Here is an 18841-nt window from a genome sequence, read left to right on the forward strand (position 1 = left end):
ATGCTGATTCCGGTGATTCTGTCCGGCGGTGCCGGCACCCGTTTGTGGCCGGTGTCCCGTGAGGGCCACCCCAAGCCGTTCATGACCCTGCCCGACGGCCAGTCGCTGCTGGGCAAGACCTACCAGCGAGCGGCGGCGTTGCTGGACGGCTGGGGCGACATCGTCACGGTGACCAACCGCGAGTATTACTTCCAGAGCAAGGATCACTATTGCGCGGCGCAGGTGTCGCGCCATCGCGGGCACTTTCTGCTGGAGCCGAGCGGGCGCAATACCGCACCGGCGATCGCAGCGGCAGCGCTGTCATTGCAGGCGCTGCATGGTGACGACGCAATCATGGTGGTGATGCCGGCGGATCATTTGATCGTCAATCAGGACGCCTTGAAGTGTGCGGTCGAGCACGCAGTGAATCTGGCGAAGGACGGTTATCTGGTGACCTTCGGCGTGGTCCCTACCGCGCCGGAAACCGGCTTCGGCTATATCGAAACCGGTGCGCCGCTGGACGCCAGAGGCGCGGCCAAGGTGCAGCGCTTCGTCGAGAAACCCGACCTGCAGACCGCCACGCATTACCTGGAGAGCGGCAACTTCCTGTGGAATTCGGGGATGTTCTGCTTCACCACCGCGACGCTCATTGCCGAACTGCAACTGCACGCACCCGAGTTGCTGGAACAGACCCGCGCCTGCATGGCCGTCAGCGCACCGGTCGAAACGGTCGGCTGCCTGCAACAGGAGTTGTCGTCGACCCTGTTTGCCGAGATCACTGACATCTCCATCGATTACGCATTGATGGAGCGCTCGGAAAAAGTCGTGGTAGTGCCCGCCGGTTTCGATTGGAGCGACATCGGTTCGTGGAACGCCGTCGCCGCGCTGATTCCCGCCGATGCTGATAACAACCGCGCCAGCGGCGAAGCGATCTTCATCGACAGCCACAACAACTTCGTGCAGAGCGAAGGCCGGCTGGTGGCGACCGTCGGTGTGGATAACCTGATCATTGTCGACACCGCCGACGCGGTGCTGGTGGCCCATGCCGACCGTGCGCAGGATGTACGCCGCGTGGCGAAGCAACTCAAGGACAAGTCCCACGAAGCCTATCGCCTGCATCGTACGGTCAGCCGTCCGTGGGGCACCTACACCGTTCTGGAGGAAGGCCCGCGTTTCAAGATCAAGCGCATCGTGGTCAAACCCGGTGGCAAGTTGTCGTTGCAGATGCACCATCATCGCAACGAACACTGGGTAGTGGTCGAAGGCATGGCCAAGGTCACCAACAACGGTTCCGGCACGACCCTGGTCGCCAAGAATGAATCAACGTTCATCGCCGCCGGCCACAAGCATCGCCTGGAGAACCCCGGAGTGATCGATCTGGTCATCATTGAAGTGCAAAGCGGCGAATATCTGGGCGAGGACGATATCGTTCGCTTCGAAGATCAATACGGCAGGACGGTCTGAATGCTGCTTTCCCTGTACCGCTCGCTGCACAACTACCGTGGGTTCATCCTCGGCAGCGTGCAGCGCGAGTTTCAAGCGCGTTATCGCAACTCGCTGTTCGGCGCGCTGTGGCCAATCTTCAATCCGCTGTCGATGATCATTGTCTACACGGTGATCTTTTCCCAGATCATGCGCGCACGTTTACCGGGTGTGGACGACAGCATGGCCTACAGCGTCTACCTGTGCGCTGGTCTGCTGGCCTGGGGACTGTTTTCCGAAATAACCCTGCGCAGTCAGAACATGTTTCTGGAAAACGCCAATCTGCTGAAGAAAATCAGTTTCCCGAGGATCTGCCTGCCGGTGATCGTGCTAATCAACGCCGGGATCAATTTCGCCATCATCATCAGCCTGTTTCTCGGATTTCTGCTGATCACCGGGCGCTGGCCAGGGATGGCTCTGCTGGCGCTGATTCCGCTGATTGCTCTGCAAATGATGTTCTGCGCCGGGCTGGGTATGGTCCTTGGCGTGTTGAACGTGTTCTTTCGCGATGTCGGCCAGTTGTTCGGCATCTGCCTGCAGTTCTGGTTCTGGCTGACACCGATCGTCTACCCGATCACGATTCTGCCGGAATGGGTGCAGCGCCTGCTGCAACTCAACCCGCTGACCAACCTGTTCAGCAGTTATCAGAACCTGTTTCTCTACGGTCAGTGGCCGGTATGGAGTTCGCTGCTGCCGGTTTTCATTACTGGCGTGGTGTTCTGTCTGATCGGTCTGCGGCTGTTTCGCCAGCGCGTCGGCGAAATGGTGGATGAACTCTGATGGGACATATTCGCGTCACCGGCCTGGGCAAGGCCTATAAGCAATACCCAAACCGCTGGGCACGGCTGGCCGAGTGGCTGATTCCGTTTTCGCCGCTTCGGCATCAACAGCACTGGGTACTGCAAGATGTCGAATTCGAGATTGCTCCGGGTGAAGCGGTGGGTATCGTCGGCGCCAACGGAGCAGGCAAAAGCACCTTGCTGAAAATGATCACCGGCACCACTCAACCCACCCAAGGCAAGATTGAATTGCAAGGGCGCGTCGCAGCGCTGCTCGAGCTGGGCATGGGTTTCCATCCGGACTTTACCGGTCGGCAGAACGCAATCATGGCGGGTCAGTTACTGGGCATGCAGCTTGAAGAAATCCAGGCCCTGATGCCCGATATCGAGCACTTCGCTGAAATTGGCGATGCGATCGACCACCCGGTCCGCACTTATTCCAGTGGCATGCAGATGCGCCTGGCGTTCAGTGTCGCCACCGCCCGGCGCCCGGACATCCTGATCGTCGACGAAGCGCTGTCGGTGGGTGATGCCTATTTCCAGCACAAGAGCTTCGAACGCATCCGCAGCTTTCGCAAATCCGGCACGACGTTATTGATCGTGTCCCATGATCGCTTCGCGATTCAGTCGATTTGCGACTCGGCGATCCTGCTCAAGGATGGGCGCGTGGCCATGCGCGGCAAACCGGAGCCGGTTCTCGATTATTACAATGCGCTGATGGCCGAACGTGAGGGTCAGGTAGTACGCCAGGAAACGCTCGCCGGCGGCGAGGTGCAAACGGTCTCCGGCACCGGCGAGGCGGCGATTCTGAGCGTACGCCTGCTCGATGAAAACCAGCGCAGCATTGAGGCTGTCGAAGTCGGCCAACCGGTGGTGCTCGAAGTGCAGGTCGAAGTGCGCAAGGACATCGAACGGCTGGTGCTGGGCTTCATTCTCAAGGATCGCCTCGGCCAGATGATGTACGGCATCAACACCCACCGGCTGAACAAGGCATTGACCGATCTGCGCGCCGGTGAACGCTTCACCTATCGCTTCGCCTTCATCATGGGCCTGGGCAAAGGCAACTATTCGGTGTCGCTGAGCCTGTCGCGTCTGGACTCACATCTGGATCGCAATTTCGAGTGGCGTGACTACGGGATGGTGTTCCAGGTGATCAACAGCCGTCGGGAAGACTTCGTCGGCTGTACCTGGCTGGACGCTAAAACCACCATCAGCCGCGACACCGAGGCCCGGCCTGTCGAGCGTGCGCCATGACCCGCCTCTTGGTTGAATGCACTCACGTATTCAAACACCCCAAGATCAATTCGGGGATCCAGCGCGTGGTGCGCAACGTCATCAAGCAGCTGCCCGCCAGCGCTGACGGCGTCGAGTGCATGCCGGTGGTGGTGATCAATCGCCAGCTCTACCGCGTGCTGCAACTGGCGCCACTCGATACACCGTTCTGGAACAGCCTCGAAACCTTCGGTGAACGCCTGGAGCGCCTCGCCCATCGTTTCTGGCAGTGGCATCAGCGCCGCGATGCGCTATGCACTTCGAAACTGGCGCGGCGGCTCCTTTACGCCAGCTATCGGTTGACCCAGTTTGCCGTGCTCGGCCTGCCGATTCGGCTCGTCAGACGGATCAATCGCAGGCAGCTGCTTAAACGTTGCTCGCCGCTTCAACACCACCCGGGCGATCAACTGGTGCTGCTGGATTCATCCTGGCACTCGGACTTTTTCGCCCATGTCGAGCAGCTCAAACGCGACGGCGTCGGCATGATCGCGGTGATCTACGACCTTATTCCGCTGACGCATCCGCAGTTTTACGACACGCGGCTGGTCGAAGTTTTCAATGAGTGGTTCGACTGGATCACCCGCACGGCCGATGGCTACATGGCGATTTCCGCCACAGTGCGTGATCAGGTGCGTGGTGAATTGCAACGCAGAGTCGGTGCCGAGCAGACTGAAAAGCGCTGGTTCGATTACTTTTATCTGGGGTCCGAGCTCGATCTGCAGCACAGCGAAGCCACGGTCGAACCGCGCCTGAGTGACCTGTTCACTGCGACCGAAGCGGTTTTTCTGATGGTCAGCACCATCGAGCCGCGCAAGAACCATGGGTACCTGCTCGACGCCTTCGAACTCGCCTGGGCTGCCGGTTCGACCGCACGCTTGTGCATCGCCGGGCGTATCGGCTGGAAATGCGAGGCGCTGCTTGAGCGAATCCGCAATCATCCGGAACTGAATCGGCGCCTGTTCATGTTCAATGACCTGAGCGACACCAGCCTCGAATACGCCTATGCGCAGGCCAGCGCGTTGGTGTTTCCTTCGTTTGTCGAAGGCTTCGGCCTGCCACTGGTAGAAGCCATGCAGCGCGGTTTGCCAGCGATGGGCAGCGACGTCGCGGTATTCCGCGAAATCGGTGGCGAGTTCATGGCGTATTTCGATCTGCTGGATCCACAAAGCCTTGCCGATCTGATCGAAACCTATCAGCGCAGCGGACAGTTTCCCGCCGCCCGCGACGTCGCTGACTGGCGCTGGATCGGCTGGCGCGAGGCCAGTGAGCAGTTGGCGACACGCAGCCTTGCCCATGTTCAGCAGGCCCTGCGCGTGCAAGCGAGGCCGCATGCGCATTGCTCTTAACGCCCGCATCCTGCAAGCGCCGCGCACCGGCATTGGCCACTACGTCGCCGAACTGGTCAACGCCTTGCGCAGCGAACCCGATGTGGACGTAAGCCTGTTTCACGGATGGGGCTGGAGTTCGGCCCTGCCGGACGCGGCCATGCCCGGCTACTCGCGCATGACGCCATTGCTGCGAAAAATTCCCGGGGCCTATCAGGCACGCCGCTGGCTGGAGCAGAAACGTTTCGATCAGGTGCGTGCACAAAAGATTGATCTTTATCACGAGCCAAGCCTGTGGCCGCTGGCCTTCGACGGCCCGACCGTGATCACCCTGCATGATCTGACGCACCTGCATTTTCCAGAAACCCAGCCACCTGCACGTTTGAGGGAAATCGAACGTCGTCTGGCCGCCGGCGTGGAGCAGGCGCGGGTCATTCTGACCGATTCGCAGGCGATCGCTGACGAGGCGCAGGCCTACTTTAATCTCCCTGCACAGCAATTCGTTGTGGCGCCGTTGGGTGTGTCCGAGCGCTTCCGTCCCCGGCCACTTGAGGAAATCGACAGTGTGCTCAAGGCTCACGCCGTCCAGGCACGGGAATATTTCCTCTGTGTCGGCACCCTGGAGCCGCGCAAGAACCTGAGCCTGGCGTTGCAGGCCCACGCCCTGCTGCCAGACGCCGTGCGCCAGCGCTTTCCCTTGTTGATTGCAGGCATGGCCGGATGGCAGCGCGAGCAGTTCAGCGAGCCACTGCGCCAGGCACTGGCCAGCGGCCACGTGTGCCTGCTCGGCTATCTGCCCGATGAGCAATTGGCGCAACTGCTGGCCGGCGCCCGGGCGCTGATATTTCCGTCGTTGTATGAGGGCTTTGGCTTGCCGGTGCTGGAAGCCATGGCCAGTGGCACGCCGGTGGTGACCACCCGTTCTTCGGCGATGCCGGAAGTGGCTGGCGCGGCTGGCAACTATATTGAAGCGGACGATGCCGAGGGTCTGCGTGATGCAATGGGCCGGTTGATCGACGACTCGCTGCATTGGCAGGCCTGCCGCGAAGCGGGATTGCAGCAGGCGGCACTTTTTTCCTGGCAACGTTGTGCACAGGCTACGGCTGGTGCCTACCGCCAGGCCATGGGAGGTTGAATGCGCGTTCTTCATTTCTTCAAGACGTACCTGCCCGATTCGGTCGGCGGCATCGAACAAGTCATCTTTCAGTTGTGCGAAAGCGGCGCTCAGCATGGCATCGATGGGCAAGTGCTGACCCTCAGCACCAATCCGACACCGCCCGTGGTGCAACTGGGTCAGCACGAAGTACATCGGGCGAAGCTGGATGTCCAGTTCGCCTCCACTGGCTTTTCCTGGAGTGTGTTCAAGCAGTTCCGTGAGCTGGCCGCCGAAGCCGACGTGATCAACTATCACTTCCCGTGGCCATTCATGGACCTGGTGCATTTCGCCAGCGCTGTGAACAAGCCGAGCGTAGTTACTTATCACTCGGACATCATTCGCCAGAAGCATCTGCTCAAGCTCTATCGGCCACTGATGAATCGCTTCCTCGCCAGCGCCGACCGCATCGTTGCTGCATCGCCGAACTATCTGCACACCAGCGATGTGCTGCAGCAGTTTCAGGACAAGACCCGCGTTATCCCCTACGGCCTGAATAAAGCAGGTTATCCACAGCCCGATATCGAACGCATGAACCGCTGGCGCCAACAGCTTGGGGATAAGTTTTTTCTGTTCGTCGGGGTAATGCGTTATTACAAGGGCCTGCACATCCTGCTCGACGCGCTCAAAGACATCGATTATCCCGTGGTGATTGTCGGTGCCGGTCCGCTGGAGCAGGAACTGCATGCACAGGCCGCCGCGCTGGGCCTGCGCAATATTCATTTCCTCGGCCGTCTGAGTGACGAGGACAAAGTGGCGTTGCTGCAATTGAGCTATGCGATTGTCTTTCCTTCGCACCTGCGCTCCGAGGCTTTCGGGATTTCGTTGCTCGAAGGCGCGATGTACGGCAAACCGATGATCTCCAGCGAAATCGGCACCGGCACCAGTTTCATCAATATCCACAACGAAACCGGACTGGTGGTGCCGCCGAGCAATCCACAGGCCTTTCGGGAAGCCATGCGTACGCTATGGGACAACCCTGAGCGTGCTGCCGAGATGGGGGTCAAAGCGGAAGCGCGCTATCGGCAGCTGTTCACCGCCGATGAGATGGGTCGCAAGTGGACAGAGCTGTATCAGGAACTGCTGGCTGAAAAGGCTCTGTCCTACGCTTGAGTGGAGGTCACGCGGTTTTCTGCAACCCGGCCACCGTGCGCGGCATAGCGACAAAACCCGGCAATGCTTCGATCCGTGCCAGCCAGGCGCGAACGTTGGCGTAGTCGTCCAGCGAGACATTGCCCTCCGGGGCATGCGCAATGTAGCTGTAGGCAGACACGTCAGCGATGGTCGGCTCTTCGCCCGCCAGATACGCAGTTTTACCCAACTCCAGCTCCATGACCTTGAGCAGGTTGTGCGCACGGCCAATGACTTCCTCGGCATTCAGTTGCGCACCAAACACCGTGATCAGGCGTGCCGCCGCCGGGCCAAATGCAATCGGTCCCGCCGCTGCCGACAGCCAGCGCTGCACATGCGCTGCGCCCACCGGGTCGGCCGGCAGCCAGCGTCCGTTGCCATATTTCTGCGCCAGATAAACCAGAATCGCGTTGGAATCGGCCAGCACCACGCCGTTGTCATCAATCGCCGGCACTTGGCCGAAGCTGTTGATCGCCAGGTACTGCGGCTGCTTGTGCTCACCCTTGGCCAGATCGACGAAGATCAGCTCGGTCGGCAGTTGCAGCAGCGACAGCATCAACTCGACGCGGTGGGCGTGACCGGAACGGGGAAAGTTGTAGAGTTTGATCGCTTGCATGGTCGACTCCGCTGGAAAGTGACGTCGCTACGGGAATGAGCGCGCCGATGGAGTCATCATCTATGGGTTGCCGGAACAACAGAATAACCAGCCGCTGCAATCGATTATTTCATCTCGTGCAATAACGCCGCTGCGCTCAAGGCCGGATGCTCGCGCAGCGCCTTCACGGCGAAGTCGACAAAACTGCGGATCCGCGCCGGTGCCTTGCGCCCGCCCTGATACACCACATGAATCGGCAACGGCGGCAATTCAAACTCGGCGAGGACGATTTCCAGCTCGCCCGCTGCGACCTTGTCCGCCACTTGATAGGACAGCACTCGCGTCAGGCCCAGGCCTTTTCGCGCGGCGGTGATCGCCGACTGATTGGCCGTGACAGTCAGGCGCGGTTCGGTGCGCACACTGAGTGCTTCACCGCCGTCGAGAAACGGCCAGTTGCGTTGCTGCCCGATCGCCGACGTCGCCACCACCGGCAGCGCGGCCAGGGCCTGCGGGTGCTCAGGGCGGCCGTGCGCAGCCAGAAACCCCGGTGAAGCGCAGATCACCCGCCGCACTTCCCCGACGCGAATCGCATGCTGATTGCTGTCCGGCAGCTCACCGATGCGCACCGCGACATCAATGCCCTCCTCGACCATGTTGACGACCCGGTCCAGCAACAGCGCGTTGATCGACACATCCGGATAACGACAAAGGTAATCGGCCATCACTGGCGTCACGAACAGATCGCCAAACAGCACCGGCGCAGTAATCGTCAACTGCCCGCGCGGCAAGGCATGGCTGCCTGCCGCCGAATCCTCGGCCTCCTGCACCTCGGCAAGAATCCGCCGGCAGTCATCGCAGTAACGTTGCCCGGCTTCAGTCAGATGCACAGTGCGCGTGGTACGCACCAGCAACTGCGTACCGATATGCTGCTCCAGCGCCGCCACCGCCCGGGTGACACTCGCCGCCGACAGACCCAAACGCCGCGACGCCGCCGAAAAGCCTTGCTCCTGGGCGACGACAACGAAGATCTGCATTTCCTGAAAGCGGTCCATGGGATTCCTCGGCGGCGGATACGACAATCGCAGCCGAGGCTGCGATTGTGGGAGAGCTTAGATCAACGGTGGATAACTTATTCCACGGTGACCGATTTCGCCAGGTTGCGCGGCTGATCAACGTCGGTGCCCTTGAGCACGGCCACGTAGTAAGACAGCAGTTGCAGCGGGATCGTATAAAGGATCGGCGAGAGAATGTCGTGGATGTGCGGCATTTGCACCACGTGGGTACCTTCGCCGTTGGTCATCGCAGCCTTCTCATCCGCGAACACGATCAACTCGCCGCCGCGAGCGCGGACTTCCTGCAGGTTGGATTTGAGCTTCTCCAGCAGTTCGTTGTTCGGCGCGACGGTCACCACTGGCATGTCGTTATCCACAAGTGCCAGCGGCCCGTGTTTGAGCTCGCCGGCCGGGTAGGCTTCGGCATGGATGTAGGAGATTTCCTTGAGCTTCAAGGCACCTTCCATCGCGACCGGGAATTGCGCACCACGGCCGAGGAACAGGGTGTGGTTTTTCTCGGCGAACAGCTCGGCGATTTTTTCCACGGTGCTGTCCATCGCCAGCGCTTCGCCGAGACGGGTCGGCAGGCGACGCAGTTCTTCGACGAGTGTGGCTTCGACGCCATTAGCCAGAGTGCCGCGCACCTGACCCAGCGATAGAGTCAGCAGCAACAGGCCAACCAGTTGCGTGGTGAAGGCTTTGGTCGAGGCCACACCGATTTCGCGACCTGCCTGGGTCAACAGGGTCAGGTCGGATTCACGCACCAGTGAGCTGATGCCGACGTTGCAGATCGCCAGGCTGGCGAGGAAGCCCAGCTCCTTGGCATTGCGCAGGGCCGCCAGGGTGTCAGCGGTTTCGCCGGACTGCGAGATGGTCACGAACAGCGTGTCCGGCTGCACCACCACTTTGCGATAACGGAATTCGCTGGCGACTTCCACCTGGCACGGAATACCGGCCAGTTCTTCGAGCCAGTAACGCGCGACCATGCCGGCGTGATAGCTGGTGCCGCAGGCGACGATCTGCACATTGCGCACTTTGGCGAACAGCTCGGCAGCTTGTAGACCGAAGGCCTCAACCAGCACTTGATTGTTGCCCAGGCGACCTTCGAGAGTGCGCTGAACCACGGTCGGTTGCTCGTGGATTTCCTTGAGCATGTAGTGGCGGAACTCGCCCTTGTCGGCGGCTTCGGCACCGTCGGTGTACTGCACGGTCTGGCGCTCGACAGCGTTGCCGTTCACGTCCCAGATCTGCACGCTGTCGCGACGGATTTCAGCGATATCGCCTTCTTCCAGGTACATGAAGCGGTCAGTGACCTGACGCAGAGCGAGTTGGTCGGAAGCGAGGAAGTTCTCGCCCAGACCCAAGCCGATCACCAATGGACTGCCACTGCGCGCGGCGACCAGACGATCCGGTTGGCTCGCATTGATCACCGCCAGACCGTAGGCCCCGTGCAGTTCCTTGACGGTTGCCTTGAGCGCTGCAGTCAGGTCCGGTTGTTCCTTGAGCTTGTGGGTCAGCAGGTGCGCGATGACTTCAGTGTCGGTGTCCGAGTTGAACGAGTAACCCAAGGCTTTGAGTTGTTCGCGCAGGGCTTCGTGGTTCTCGATGATGCCGTTGTGCACCACCGCGATGTCACCGGAAAAATGCGGGTGAGCGTTACGCTCACACGGCGCGCCATGGGTCGCCCAACGAGTGTGGGCGATACCGAGACGACCGGACAGCGGCTGTTCGGTCAGGGCGGTTTCCAGCTCACTGACCTTGCCCGGACGGCGCATGCGTTCCAGGGTCTGGTCATTGGTATAAACCGCCACACCGGCGCTGTCATAGCCGCGGTATTCGAGGCGCTTCAGGCCTTCGAGAAGGATGGCGGTGATATTACGTTCAGCTACAGCGCCGACAATGCCACACATGGTTATTTCTCCTGACTGACAGCCGCACAGATCAAAGTGATCCCGCGGGCCTGAAGCTGATCGCGTGCCTCGACAGACAGGCGATCATCGGTAATGAGGGTATGGATGCTGCTCCAGGGCAGCTCCAGGTTGGGAATCTTGCGACCGATCTTGTCGGCCTCGACCATGACGATCACTTCTCGCGCAACGTCGGCCATCACCCGGCTGAGGCCGAGCAACTCGTTAAAGGTTGTGGTGCCGCGAACCAGATCGATACCGTCGGCGCCGATGAACAGTTGGTCGAAGTCGTAAGAGCGTAGTACCTGCTCGGCGACCTGGCCCTGAAAGGATTCCGAGTGCGGATCCCAGGTGCCACCGGTCATCAGCAGCACCGGCTCGTGTTCCAGTTCGCTCAAGGCGTTGGCAACATGCAGCGAGTTGGTCATCACCACCAGACCCGGTTGCTGGCCCAGCTCGGGAATCATCGCGGCGGTGGTGCTGCCGCTGTCGATGATGATGCGCGCGTGCTCGCGGATGCGTTTTACCGCCGCGCGAGCGATCGCCTGTTTGTATTTGGAAATACTCTGCGCCGTTTCTGCGACCAGCTCTTGCGGCATGGTGATCGCACCGCCGTAACGACGCAGCAATAGACCATGGGTTTCCAGCGCGGCGAGATCCTTGCGAATCGTAACTTCCGAAGTTTCGAAACGCTTGGCCAGCTCGTCGACACTGACTTCGCCCTGCTCATTGAGCAAGGCGAGGATGTTATGGCGACGTTGAGGAGTATTGCGCTTGGACATGGCAGCTTAAGTTTCGATTCGAAAGATAACGCAAGCAATGAAACTCTATCGAAAGGTTGCCGTCAAGACACGAAGAGAAAAATTCAGAAAGATTGAAATGACTGTGGGAGCGAGCCCGCTCGCGAAAGGCGAGTCTTAGCCACTCAAGACGTGACTGAGAGACCGCATTCGCGAGCAGGCTCGCTCCCACAGGAGTTGTGGATAAATCAGGATTTTTTGATTTTTTCCGGCCGCTTCCAGCCGTCGATGTTCTTCTGGCGGGCTCGACCTACCGCCAACTGAGCGTTATCCACATTTTGCGTGATGGTCGATCCGGCCGCAGTGGTTGCACCGTTGGAGATATCCACAGGGGCGACCAGCGAGTTGTTGGAGCCGATGAACACATCAGCACCCAGCACGGTTTTCCACTTGTTCGCGCCATCGTAGTTGCAAGTGATGGTGCCGGCGCCGATGTTGGTTCGTGCGCCGATTTCGGCATCGCCCAGATAGGTCAGGTGGCCAGCCTTGGCACCTTCGCCCATGTGTGCATTTTTCAGCTCAACGAAGTTACCCACATGGGCGTGCGCTTCGAGCACAGTGCCCGGGCGCAAACGCGCGAAGGGACCGGCGTCACTGCCTTCACCGAGAATGGCGCCTTCTATATGACTGTTGGCCTTGATTACCACGCCTTTGCGCAGGGTGCTGTCCTTGATCACGCAGTTCGGGCCGATCTGTACGTCGTCTTCAATGATGACCTTGCCTTCGAGGATCACGTTGATGTCGATCAGCACATCGCGACCGACGCTGACTTCGCCGCGTACGTCGAAGCGGGCCGGGTCACGCAGGGTCACGCCCTCAGCCATCAGGCGGCGGCCGGCGCGCAACTGATAATGACGCTCCAGTTCAGAAAGCTGCTTGCGATCGTTGGCGCCCTGCACTTCCATCGGGTCGTGCGGTTGTTCGGTGGCGACGACCAAACCATCGCTGACCGCCATTTCGATCACGTCGGTGAGGTAGTACTCGCCCTGCGCGTTGTTGTTCGACAGGCGACTCATCCAGTCCGCCAGGCGATTGGCCGGCACAGCGAGGATGCCGGTGTTGCCTTCGGTGATCGCACGTTGCGCTTCGCTGGCGTCTTTGTGCTCGACGATTGCCGCGACCTTGCCGTCAGCATCACGCACGATGCGGCCGTAACCGGTCGGGTCATCCAGCTCGACAGTGAGCAAACCCATCTGGCCCGGCACGACATGCTTGAGCAGACGTTGCAGGGTTTCGACTTCGATCAGCGGCACATCACCGTAAAGAATCAGCACGGTGTCGGCATCAATGAACGGCACCGCCTGGGCGGTGGCATGGCCAGTGCCCAGTTGCTTGTCCTGCAACACGAAATTCAGGTCATCAGCTGCCAGCCGCTCACGCACCACATCGGCACCGTGACCGATCACCACGTGAATGCGTTGTGGATCAAGTTGCCGAGCGCTGTGGATAACATGGCCGAGCATGGAATTGCCGGCAATCGGGTGCAGCACCTTGGGCAGCGCCGAGCGCATGCGCGTGCCTTGACCGGCCGCGAGGATAACGATTTCGAGAGACATGACTGGCTACCAATCCTGGGTGGTCAGCAACTGCGACCGGGTTTGAAATTCGGAAAAGAAAAAAGGGTAGCCGAGGCTACCCTTTTTTATCAATCGCACAACAAGCGGATGACGGATTAACCGCCAAACTTCTTGCGGATCTGCTGGACGGTGCGCAGCTGGGCTGCAGCCTCGGCCAGACGAGTGGCAGCGGCGCCGTAATCGAAGTCCGCGCCTTTTTCGTTCAGGGCATTCTCGGCAGCCTTGAGAGCTGCCTGAGCCTGAGCTTCATCCAGGTCGGCGGCACGTTGCACGGTATCGGCAAGTACCTTGACCATGTTCGGCTGAACCTCGAGGAAACCACCGGAGATGTAGAACACCTCGGCTTCCCCGCCTTGCTTGATCAGGCGGATCGGACCCGGCTTGAGATTAGTGATCAGCGGCGCGTGACCCAGAGCGATACCAAGATCACCCAGTGCACCGTGCGCAATCACCATCTCGACCAGGCCGGAAAAGATTTCCCCTTCCGCGCTGACGATATCGCAATGGACTGTCATAGCCATCTGATTGCCTCAACCTAAATTAGCGCCCGTTGCCGGGCGCCGGGATTACAGTTTCTTGGCTTTCTCGATCGCTTCTTCGATGCCGCCAACCATGTAGAACGCTTGTTCTGGCAGGTGGTCGTAGTCACCGTTGAGGATGCCTTTGAAGCCAGCAATGGTGTCTTTCAGGGAAACGTATTTACCCGAAGCACCGGTGAAGACTTCAGCCACGAAGAACGGCTGCGACAAGAAGCGCTGGATCTTACGAGCACGGTTAACCAACTGTTTGTCGGCTTCCGACAGCTCGTCCATACCCAGGATCGCGATGATGTCTTTCAGCTCTTTGTAACGCTGCAGAACATACTGAACGCCGCGAGCGGTGTCGTAGTGGTCCTGACCGATCACGTTCGGGTCCAGCTGGCGCGAAGTCGAATCCAGTGGATCTACCGCTGGGTAGATACCCAGGGAAGCGATGTCACGGGACAGAACGACGGTGGCGTCCAGGTGGGCGAAGGTGGTCGCTGGCGACGGGTCGGTCAAGTCGTCCGCAGGTACGTATACCGCCTGGATCGAGGTGATCGAACCTTCCTTGGTCGAAGTGATACGTTCTTGCAGAACGCCCATCTCTTCAGCCAGGGTCGGCTGGTAACCTACTGCCGAAGGCATACGGCCCAGCAGTGCGGATACTTCAGTACCGGCCAGGGTGTAACGATAGATGTTGTCGACGAACAGCAGAACGTCGTTACCTTCGTCACGGAACTTCTCGGCCATGGTCAGGCCGGTCAGTGCTACGCGCAGACGGTTTCCCGGCGGCTCGTTCATCTGACCGTAAACCAGTGCCACTTTGTCCAGAACGTTGGAGTCCTTCATCTCGTGGTAGAAGTCGTTACCCTCACGAGTACGCTCACCCACACCGGCGAACACGGAATAACCGCTGTGCTCGATGGCGATGTTACGGATCAGTTCCATCATGTTTACGGTTTTGCCTACACCGGCACCACCGAACAGACCGACTTTACCGCCCTTGGCGAACGGGCAGACCAGGTCGATAACCTTGATGCCGGTTTCCAGCAGGTCGTTGCCGCCTGCTTGCTCGGCGAACGAAGGTGCTGCGCGGTGAATGCCCCAGCGCTCTTCGGTGTCGATCGGGCCAGCTTCGTCGATCGGGTTACCGAGGACGTCCATGATCCGGCCCAGGGTCGCTTTACCGACCGGTACGGAGATGGCTGCGCCAGAGTCGGTGACTTCCAGACCGCGCTTCAAGCCCTCGGTGGAACCCATCGCAATGGTACGCACCACGCCGTCGCCCAGCTGCTGCTGAACTTCCAGAGTGGTTGCGGCCGCGCTTTGTACAGTCAGCGCGTTGTAGATGCTCGGTACGCTGTCGCGTGGAAATTCCACGTCGATAACGGCGCCGATGATTTGAACGATACGTCCGCTACTCATAGCTGGATCCTCTGAATATTTGAACCGTTAAACCGCGGCAGCGCCGCCGACGATTTCCGAGATCTCTTGGGTGATCGCAGCCTGACGCGCCTTGTTGTAGATCAGCTGCAAATCGCTGATCAAATCACCGGCGTTGTCGGTAGCGTTCTTCATCGCGATCATCCGCGCAGCCTGTTCAGCCGCGTTGTTCTCGACCACCGCCTGGTAGACCTGCGACTCGACGTAACGGACCATCAAGCCGTCAAGCAGCTCTTTGGCGTCCGGTTCGTAGAGATAGTCCCAGTGGTGCTTGAGATCCTGATCCGGGGTTGCCACCAGTGGAATCAACTGCTCCACGGTAGGCTGTTGTGTCATGGTGTTGATGAACTTGTTGGACACCACGGACAGGCGGTCGATACGGCCGTCCAGGTAGGCATCCAGCATCACCTTGACGCTGCCGATCAGATCATTGATCGACGGCTCTTCACCCAGGTGGCTGATAGCTGCAACGACGTTACCGCCGAAGTTGCGGAAAAAGGCCGCACCCTTGCTACCGACTACACACAGATCAATCTCGACGCCGTTTTCGCGGTTTACCGCCATGTCCTTGACCAGGGCCTTGAACAGGTTGGTGTTCAAGCCGCCGCACAGACCACGGTCACTGCTCACGACGACATAACCGACGCGCTTGATTTCGCGGTCGATCATGAACGGGTGGCGGTATTCCGGGTTGGCGTTGGCCAGATGCCCAATTACCTGGCGGATACGCTCCGCATAAGGACGGCTAGCAGCCATGCGCATTTGTGCCTTGCGCATTTTGCTGACCGCCACTTTTTCCATGGCGCTGGTAATCTTTTGCGTGCTTTTGATGCTCGCAATCTTACTGCGAATCTCTTTTGCGCCTGCCATGTAACACCTATCAGGTTAGCAAGCGGGAGCCTCGCGGCTCCCGCTGCGGCTTACCAGGTTTGGGTGGCCTTGAACTTCTCGATACCGGCTTTCATGCCAGCGTCGATTTCGTCATTGAAGTCACCTTTAACGTTGATCTTGGCCATCAAATCGGCGTGATCGCGGTTGAAGAAAGCAATCAGCGCTTGTTCGAAGCTGCCGACCTTGGCGATTTCAATGTCAGTCAGGAACCCACGCTCAGCGGCATACAGCGACAGCGCCATGTCAGCGATCGACATTGGTGCGTATTGCTTCTGCTTCATCAGCTCGGTAACGCGCTGACCATGCTCAAGTTGCTTGCGGGTCGCTTCGTCCAGGTCAGAAGCGAACTGGGCGAATGCCGCCAGTTCACGGTACTGAGCCAGAGCGGTACGGATACCACCGGAGAGCTTCTTGATGATCTTGGTCTGAGCGGCACCACCCACACGGGATACCGAAACACCGGCGTTCACTGCAGGGCGGATGCCCGAGTTGAACATGGCCGATTCCAGGAAGATCTGACCGTCGGTGATGGAAATCACGTTGGTCGGAACGAACGCGGAAACGTCGCCAGCCTGGGTTTCGATGATCGGCAGTGCGGTCAGGGAACCGGTTTTGCCGGTCACTGCGCCGTTGGTGAACTTCTCTACGTATTCTTCCGAAACGCGGGATGCGCGCTCCAGCAGACGGGAGTGGAGATAGAACACGTCGCCTGGGTAAGCTTCACGGCCTGGTGGACGGCGCAGCAGCAGGGAAATCTGGCGGTAAGCCACTGCCTGCTTGGACAGATCGTCATAAACGATCAGCGCGTCTTCGCCGCGGTCGCGGAAGAATTCACCCATGGTGCAACCGGAGTACGGTGCCAGGAATTGCAGCGCAGGAGATTCCGAAGCACTGGCAGCCACGATGATCGTGTTGGCCAGGGCGCCGTTTTCTTCCAGCTTGCGAACCACGTTGGCGATGGTCGATTGCTTCTGACCGATGGCTACGTAGACGCAGAAAATGCCGCTGTCTTTCTGGTTGATGATCGCGTCGATCGCCAGAGCGGTTTTACCGATCTGACGGTCACCGATGATCAGCTCACGCTGGCCACGGCCGACAGGGATCATGGCATCGACAGCCTTGTAGCCAGTCTGTACAGGCTGGTCTACCGACTTACGCCAGATCACGCCTGGAGCAACTTTCTCGACCGCGTCGGTCTCGGTGTTGCCCAGTGGACCTTTGCCGTCAACAGGGTTACCCAGAGCATCGACTACGCGGCCCAGCAATTCCTTACCAACAGGAACTTCGAGGATGCGGCCGGTGCACTTGGCGCTCATGCCTTCAGCCAGCGACTGGTAGGAGCCCAATACCACGGCACCTACGGAGTCCTGCTCCAGGTTGAGGGCCATACCGTAGACGCCGCCCGGAAACTCGATCATCTCGCCGTACATGACGTCGGCCAGACCGTGAATCCGCACGATGCCGTCAGATACGCTGACGACAGTGCCTTCGTTACGGGCTTGGGAGGTCACATCGAGCTTGTCGATGCGGCCCTTGATAATTTCACTTATTTCGGAAGGATTGAGTTGCTGCATTGCTCTGCTGCCCCTTCAAACTCAAGATTTCAATGCTTCGGCAAGTTTCGCGATTTTGCCGCGAATCGAGCCATCGATAACCAGGTCGCCGGCGCGGATCACGACACCACCAATCAAGGCAGCGTCCTCCGCAACTTGCAGGCGCACTTCCCGGTTGAGTCGTGCACTGAGAACCTTGGCGAGTTTGTCTTGCTGTTCTTGGTTCAATGCAAATGCACTGGTTACTTCAACGTCTACCGATTTCTCTTGTTCGGCCTTGTACAGGTCGAACAGAGCGGCGATCTCCGGCAGAAGCAGGAGACGGTCGTTCTCGGCAACGACGTTGATGAAATTGCGTGCCTTTTCATCAAACTTGTCGCCGCACACGTCAATGAACGTGGCGGCCTTTTCTGCGCTCGTCAGTCGCGGGGCCTTGAGCACGCGCTGCAGGGTGTCGTCTTGCGACACCGCTGCTGCCAGGCCGAGCATGGCTGACCAATTGGCCAGTTGCTGGTGGGCCTGAGCGTGCTCGAAGGCCGCCTTAGCGTAAGGTCGGGCCAACGTGGTCAGTTCTGCCATGATCGCCCTCGCTTAGATTTCAGCAGCCAGTTGGTTAACCAGCTCTGCGTGCGCGTTTTGATCGATTGTGGCACCCAGGATCTTCTCGGCGCCGCCAACAGCCAGCAAGCCCACTTGGGCACGCAGCTTGTCTTTGACGCTGTTCAGTTCCTGTTCGATCTCGGCTTGAGCCTGAACCTTCACACGGTCAGCGTCGATACGGGCTTTTTCAACAGCCTCTTCGACGATCTGGTTACCGCGTTTCTTGGCTTGCTCGATGATTTCAGCTGCCTGAGCTTTCGCTTCGCGCAGTTGCTGACCCGCTTTCTCTTGGGCCAACTCCAGGTCGCGAGCTGCACGGCTGGCAGCGTCCAGACCATCAGCGATCTTCTTTTGACGTTCGTGCAGAGCAGCGATGACCGGAGGCCATACATACTTCATGCAGAACAGTACAAAAATCAGGAACGCAACGGACTGGCCAATCAGGGTCGCATTAATGTTCACGCCAACACCTCGCAGTTACGTTGTCCATCACACCAAATTACCCGGAAGATCCGAGTAATCAGCCAGCGATCTGACCAACGAACGGGTTCGCAAAGGTGAAGAACAGAGCGATACCAACACCGATCATGGTTACGGCGTCGAGCAGACCGGCAACGATGAACATTTTCACTTGCAGCATTGGAACCATTTCTGGCTGACGCGCTGCGCCTTCCAGGAACTTGCCGCCCAGCAGGCCGAAACCAATTGCGGTACCCAGTGCGCCCAGGCCGATCAACAGTGCAACAGCGATAGCGGTTAGACCAACTACAGTTTCCATCTT

Annotated in this window: 18 protein-coding genes; 6 read left to right on the top strand and 12 right to left on the bottom strand. The window is 59.2% G+C overall.

Translation table 11 applies throughout. The annotated features are described in order from the left end of the window. Genes ACZ9BE_RS24445 through ACZ9BE_RS24470 form a run of 6 tightly spaced genes read left to right on the top strand, consistent with a single transcriptional unit; the run spans position 1 to position 7103 of the window. Entirely contained in the window at positions 1-1443 is a 1443-nt protein-coding gene (locus tag ACZ9BE_RS24445) for a mannose-1-phosphate guanylyltransferase/mannose-6-phosphate isomerase (protein ID WP_056791065.1), read from the top strand. Further along, positions 1444-2241: an ABC transporter permease gene (locus ACZ9BE_RS24450; RefSeq protein ID WP_252879150.1), complete on the top strand. Its 798-nt coding sequence runs from the start codon at positions 1444-1446 to the stop codon at positions 2239-2241. It abuts the gene before it with no gap. Beyond that, a complete protein-coding gene (locus tag ACZ9BE_RS24455; protein ID WP_056791071.1) occupies positions 2241-3494 on the top strand; it encodes an ABC transporter ATP-binding protein in 1254 nt (417 codons plus the stop codon). The genes ACZ9BE_RS24450 and ACZ9BE_RS24455 overlap by 1 nt, the downstream gene beginning before the upstream one ends. Beyond that, on the top strand, positions 3491-4858 hold the full coding sequence (locus ACZ9BE_RS24460; RefSeq protein ID WP_375122916.1) for a glycosyltransferase family 4 protein: 1368 nt from the start codon (positions 3491-3493) through the stop codon (positions 4856-4858). Before ACZ9BE_RS24455 ends, ACZ9BE_RS24460 begins: the two co-directional genes overlap by 4 nt. Continuing rightward, positions 4842-5972: a glycosyltransferase family 4 protein gene (locus tag ACZ9BE_RS24465; protein WP_150637253.1), complete on the top strand. Its 1131-nt coding sequence runs from the start codon at positions 4842-4844 to the stop codon at positions 5970-5972. The genes ACZ9BE_RS24460 and ACZ9BE_RS24465 overlap by 17 nt, the downstream gene beginning before the upstream one ends. Beyond that, positions 5973-7103, top strand: coding sequence for a glycosyltransferase family 4 protein (locus ACZ9BE_RS24470; protein WP_476250028.1), 1131 nt, complete (start codon positions 5973-5975; stop codon positions 7101-7103). It begins immediately after the preceding gene. Between the two features lie 7 nt (positions 7104-7110). On the opposite strand, the gene ACZ9BE_RS24475 is transcribed toward ACZ9BE_RS24470, so the two are convergent. The 12 genes from ACZ9BE_RS24475 to atpE all read right to left on the bottom strand — a co-directional run bounded on the left by ACZ9BE_RS24475 (position 7111) and on the right by atpE (position 18838). Beyond that, positions 7111-7737: a glutathione S-transferase family protein gene (locus ACZ9BE_RS24475; RefSeq protein ID WP_076564722.1), complete on the bottom strand. Its 627-nt coding sequence runs from the start codon at positions 7735-7737 to the stop codon at positions 7111-7113. Between the two features lie 104 nt (positions 7738-7841). Then, a complete protein-coding gene (locus ACZ9BE_RS24480; RefSeq protein WP_130888855.1) occupies positions 7842-8768 on the bottom strand; it encodes a LysR family transcriptional regulator in 927 nt (308 codons plus the stop codon). A gap of 77 nt (positions 8769-8845) precedes the next feature. Beyond that, complete coding sequence (glmS, locus tag ACZ9BE_RS24485) at positions 8846-10678, bottom strand: glutamine--fructose-6-phosphate transaminase (isomerizing) (protein ID WP_476250029.1); 1833 nt, start codon at positions 10676-10678, stop codon at positions 8846-8848. A 2-nt stretch (positions 10679-10680) separates the two neighbouring features. After that, the gene (locus ACZ9BE_RS24490) at positions 10681-11457 is read right to left on the bottom strand and encodes a DeoR/GlpR family DNA-binding transcription regulator (protein WP_016772409.1); all 777 of its coding nucleotides are present in this window, start codon (positions 11455-11457) and stop codon (positions 10681-10683) included. Between the two features lie 206 nt (positions 11458-11663). Then, positions 11664-13031: a bifunctional UDP-N-acetylglucosamine diphosphorylase/glucosamine-1-phosphate N-acetyltransferase GlmU gene (gene glmU, locus ACZ9BE_RS24495; protein ID WP_406227919.1), complete on the bottom strand. Its 1368-nt coding sequence runs from the start codon at positions 13029-13031 to the stop codon at positions 11664-11666. Positions 13032-13147: 116 nt separating this feature from the next. Beyond that, positions 13148-13573 carry a F0F1 ATP synthase subunit epsilon gene (locus ACZ9BE_RS24500; RefSeq protein ID WP_016772407.1) on the bottom strand — a complete coding sequence of 142 codons (426 nt, stop codon included), beginning with the start codon at positions 13571-13573 and terminating at the stop codon, positions 13148-13150. Positions 13574-13618: 45 nt separating this feature from the next. Continuing rightward, on the bottom strand, positions 13619-14998 hold the full coding sequence (atpD, locus tag ACZ9BE_RS24505) for a F0F1 ATP synthase subunit beta (RefSeq protein ID WP_016772406.1): 1380 nt from the start codon (positions 14996-14998) through the stop codon (positions 13619-13621). Positions 14999-15025: 27 nt separating this feature from the next. Then, positions 15026-15886: a F0F1 ATP synthase subunit gamma gene (gene atpG, locus ACZ9BE_RS24510; protein WP_007911960.1), complete on the bottom strand. Its 861-nt coding sequence runs from the start codon at positions 15884-15886 to the stop codon at positions 15026-15028. Positions 15887-15936: 50 nt separating this feature from the next. Next, positions 15937-17481, bottom strand: a complete 1545-nt coding sequence (gene atpA, locus ACZ9BE_RS24515; protein WP_016772405.1) for a F0F1 ATP synthase subunit alpha — start codon at positions 17479-17481, stop codon at positions 15937-15939. Positions 17482-17502: 21 nt separating this feature from the next. After that, positions 17503-18039, bottom strand: coding sequence for a F0F1 ATP synthase subunit delta (locus ACZ9BE_RS24520; protein ID WP_016772404.1), 537 nt, complete (start codon positions 18037-18039; stop codon positions 17503-17505). A gap of 12 nt (positions 18040-18051) precedes the next feature. Continuing rightward, the gene (locus ACZ9BE_RS24525) at positions 18052-18522 is read right to left on the bottom strand and encodes a F0F1 ATP synthase subunit B (protein ID WP_016772403.1); all 471 of its coding nucleotides are present in this window, start codon (positions 18520-18522) and stop codon (positions 18052-18054) included. 58 nt (positions 18523-18580) lie between these two features. After that, complete coding sequence (atpE, locus tag ACZ9BE_RS24530; protein WP_003097235.1) at positions 18581-18838, bottom strand: F0F1 ATP synthase subunit C; 258 nt, start codon at positions 18836-18838, stop codon at positions 18581-18583. Positions 18839-18841: the final 3 nt, after the last annotated feature.

Source organism: Pseudomonas sp. TE9122 (assembly GCF_056278925.1).

Bases quoted from the DNA above. Each gene is read 5' to 3' on its own strand.
- ACZ9BE_RS24455 (WP_056791071.1), top strand. From the start codon at position 2,241: ATGGGACATATTCGCGTCACCGGCCTGGGCAAGGCCTATAAGCAATAC.
- ACZ9BE_RS24480 (WP_130888855.1), bottom strand. From the start codon at position 8,768: ATGGACCGCTTTCAGGAAATGCAGATCTTCGTTGTCGTCGCCCAGGAG.
- atpD (WP_016772406.1), bottom strand. From the start codon at position 14,998: ATGAGTAGCGGACGTATCGTTCAAATCATCGGCGCCGTTATCGACGTG.
- atpA (WP_016772405.1), bottom strand. From the start codon at position 17,481: ATGCAGCAACTCAATCCTTCCGAAATAAGTGAAATTATCAAGGGCCGC.
- ACZ9BE_RS24450 (WP_252879150.1), top strand. From the start codon at position 1,444: ATGCTGCTTTCCCTGTACCGCTCGCTGCACAACTACCGTGGGTTCATC.
- ACZ9BE_RS24445 (WP_056791065.1), top strand. From the start codon at position 1: ATGCTGATTCCGGTGATTCTGTCCGGCGGTGCCGGCACCCGTTTGTGG.
- ACZ9BE_RS24460 (WP_375122916.1), top strand. From the start codon at position 3,491: ATGACCCGCCTCTTGGTTGAATGCACTCACGTATTCAAACACCCCAAG.
- glmU (WP_406227919.1), bottom strand. From the start codon at position 13,031: ATGTCTCTCGAAATCGTTATCCTCGCGGCCGGTCAAGGCACGCGCATG.
- ACZ9BE_RS24465 (WP_150637253.1), top strand. From the start codon at position 4,842: ATGCGCATTGCTCTTAACGCCCGCATCCTGCAAGCGCCGCGCACCGGC.
- ACZ9BE_RS24500 (WP_016772407.1), bottom strand. From the start codon at position 13,573: ATGGCTATGACAGTCCATTGCGATATCGTCAGCGCGGAAGGGGAAATC.
- ACZ9BE_RS24470 (WP_476250028.1), top strand. From the start codon at position 5,973: ATGCGCGTTCTTCATTTCTTCAAGACGTACCTGCCCGATTCGGTCGGC.
- ACZ9BE_RS24520 (WP_016772404.1), bottom strand. From the start codon at position 18,039: ATGGCAGAACTGACCACGTTGGCCCGACCTTACGCTAAGGCGGCCTTC.
- atpG (WP_007911960.1), bottom strand. From the start codon at position 15,886: ATGGCAGGCGCAAAAGAGATTCGCAGTAAGATTGCGAGCATCAAAAGC.
- ACZ9BE_RS24490 (WP_016772409.1), bottom strand. From the start codon at position 11,457: ATGTCCAAGCGCAATACTCCTCAACGTCGCCATAACATCCTCGCCTTG.
- atpE (WP_003097235.1), bottom strand. From the start codon at position 18,838: ATGGAAACTGTAGTTGGTCTAACCGCTATCGCTGTTGCACTGTTGATC.
- glmS (WP_476250029.1), bottom strand. From the start codon at position 10,678: ATGTGTGGCATTGTCGGCGCTGTAGCTGAACGTAATATCACCGCCATC.
- ACZ9BE_RS24475 (WP_076564722.1), bottom strand. From the start codon at position 7,737: ATGCAAGCGATCAAACTCTACAACTTTCCCCGTTCCGGTCACGCCCAC.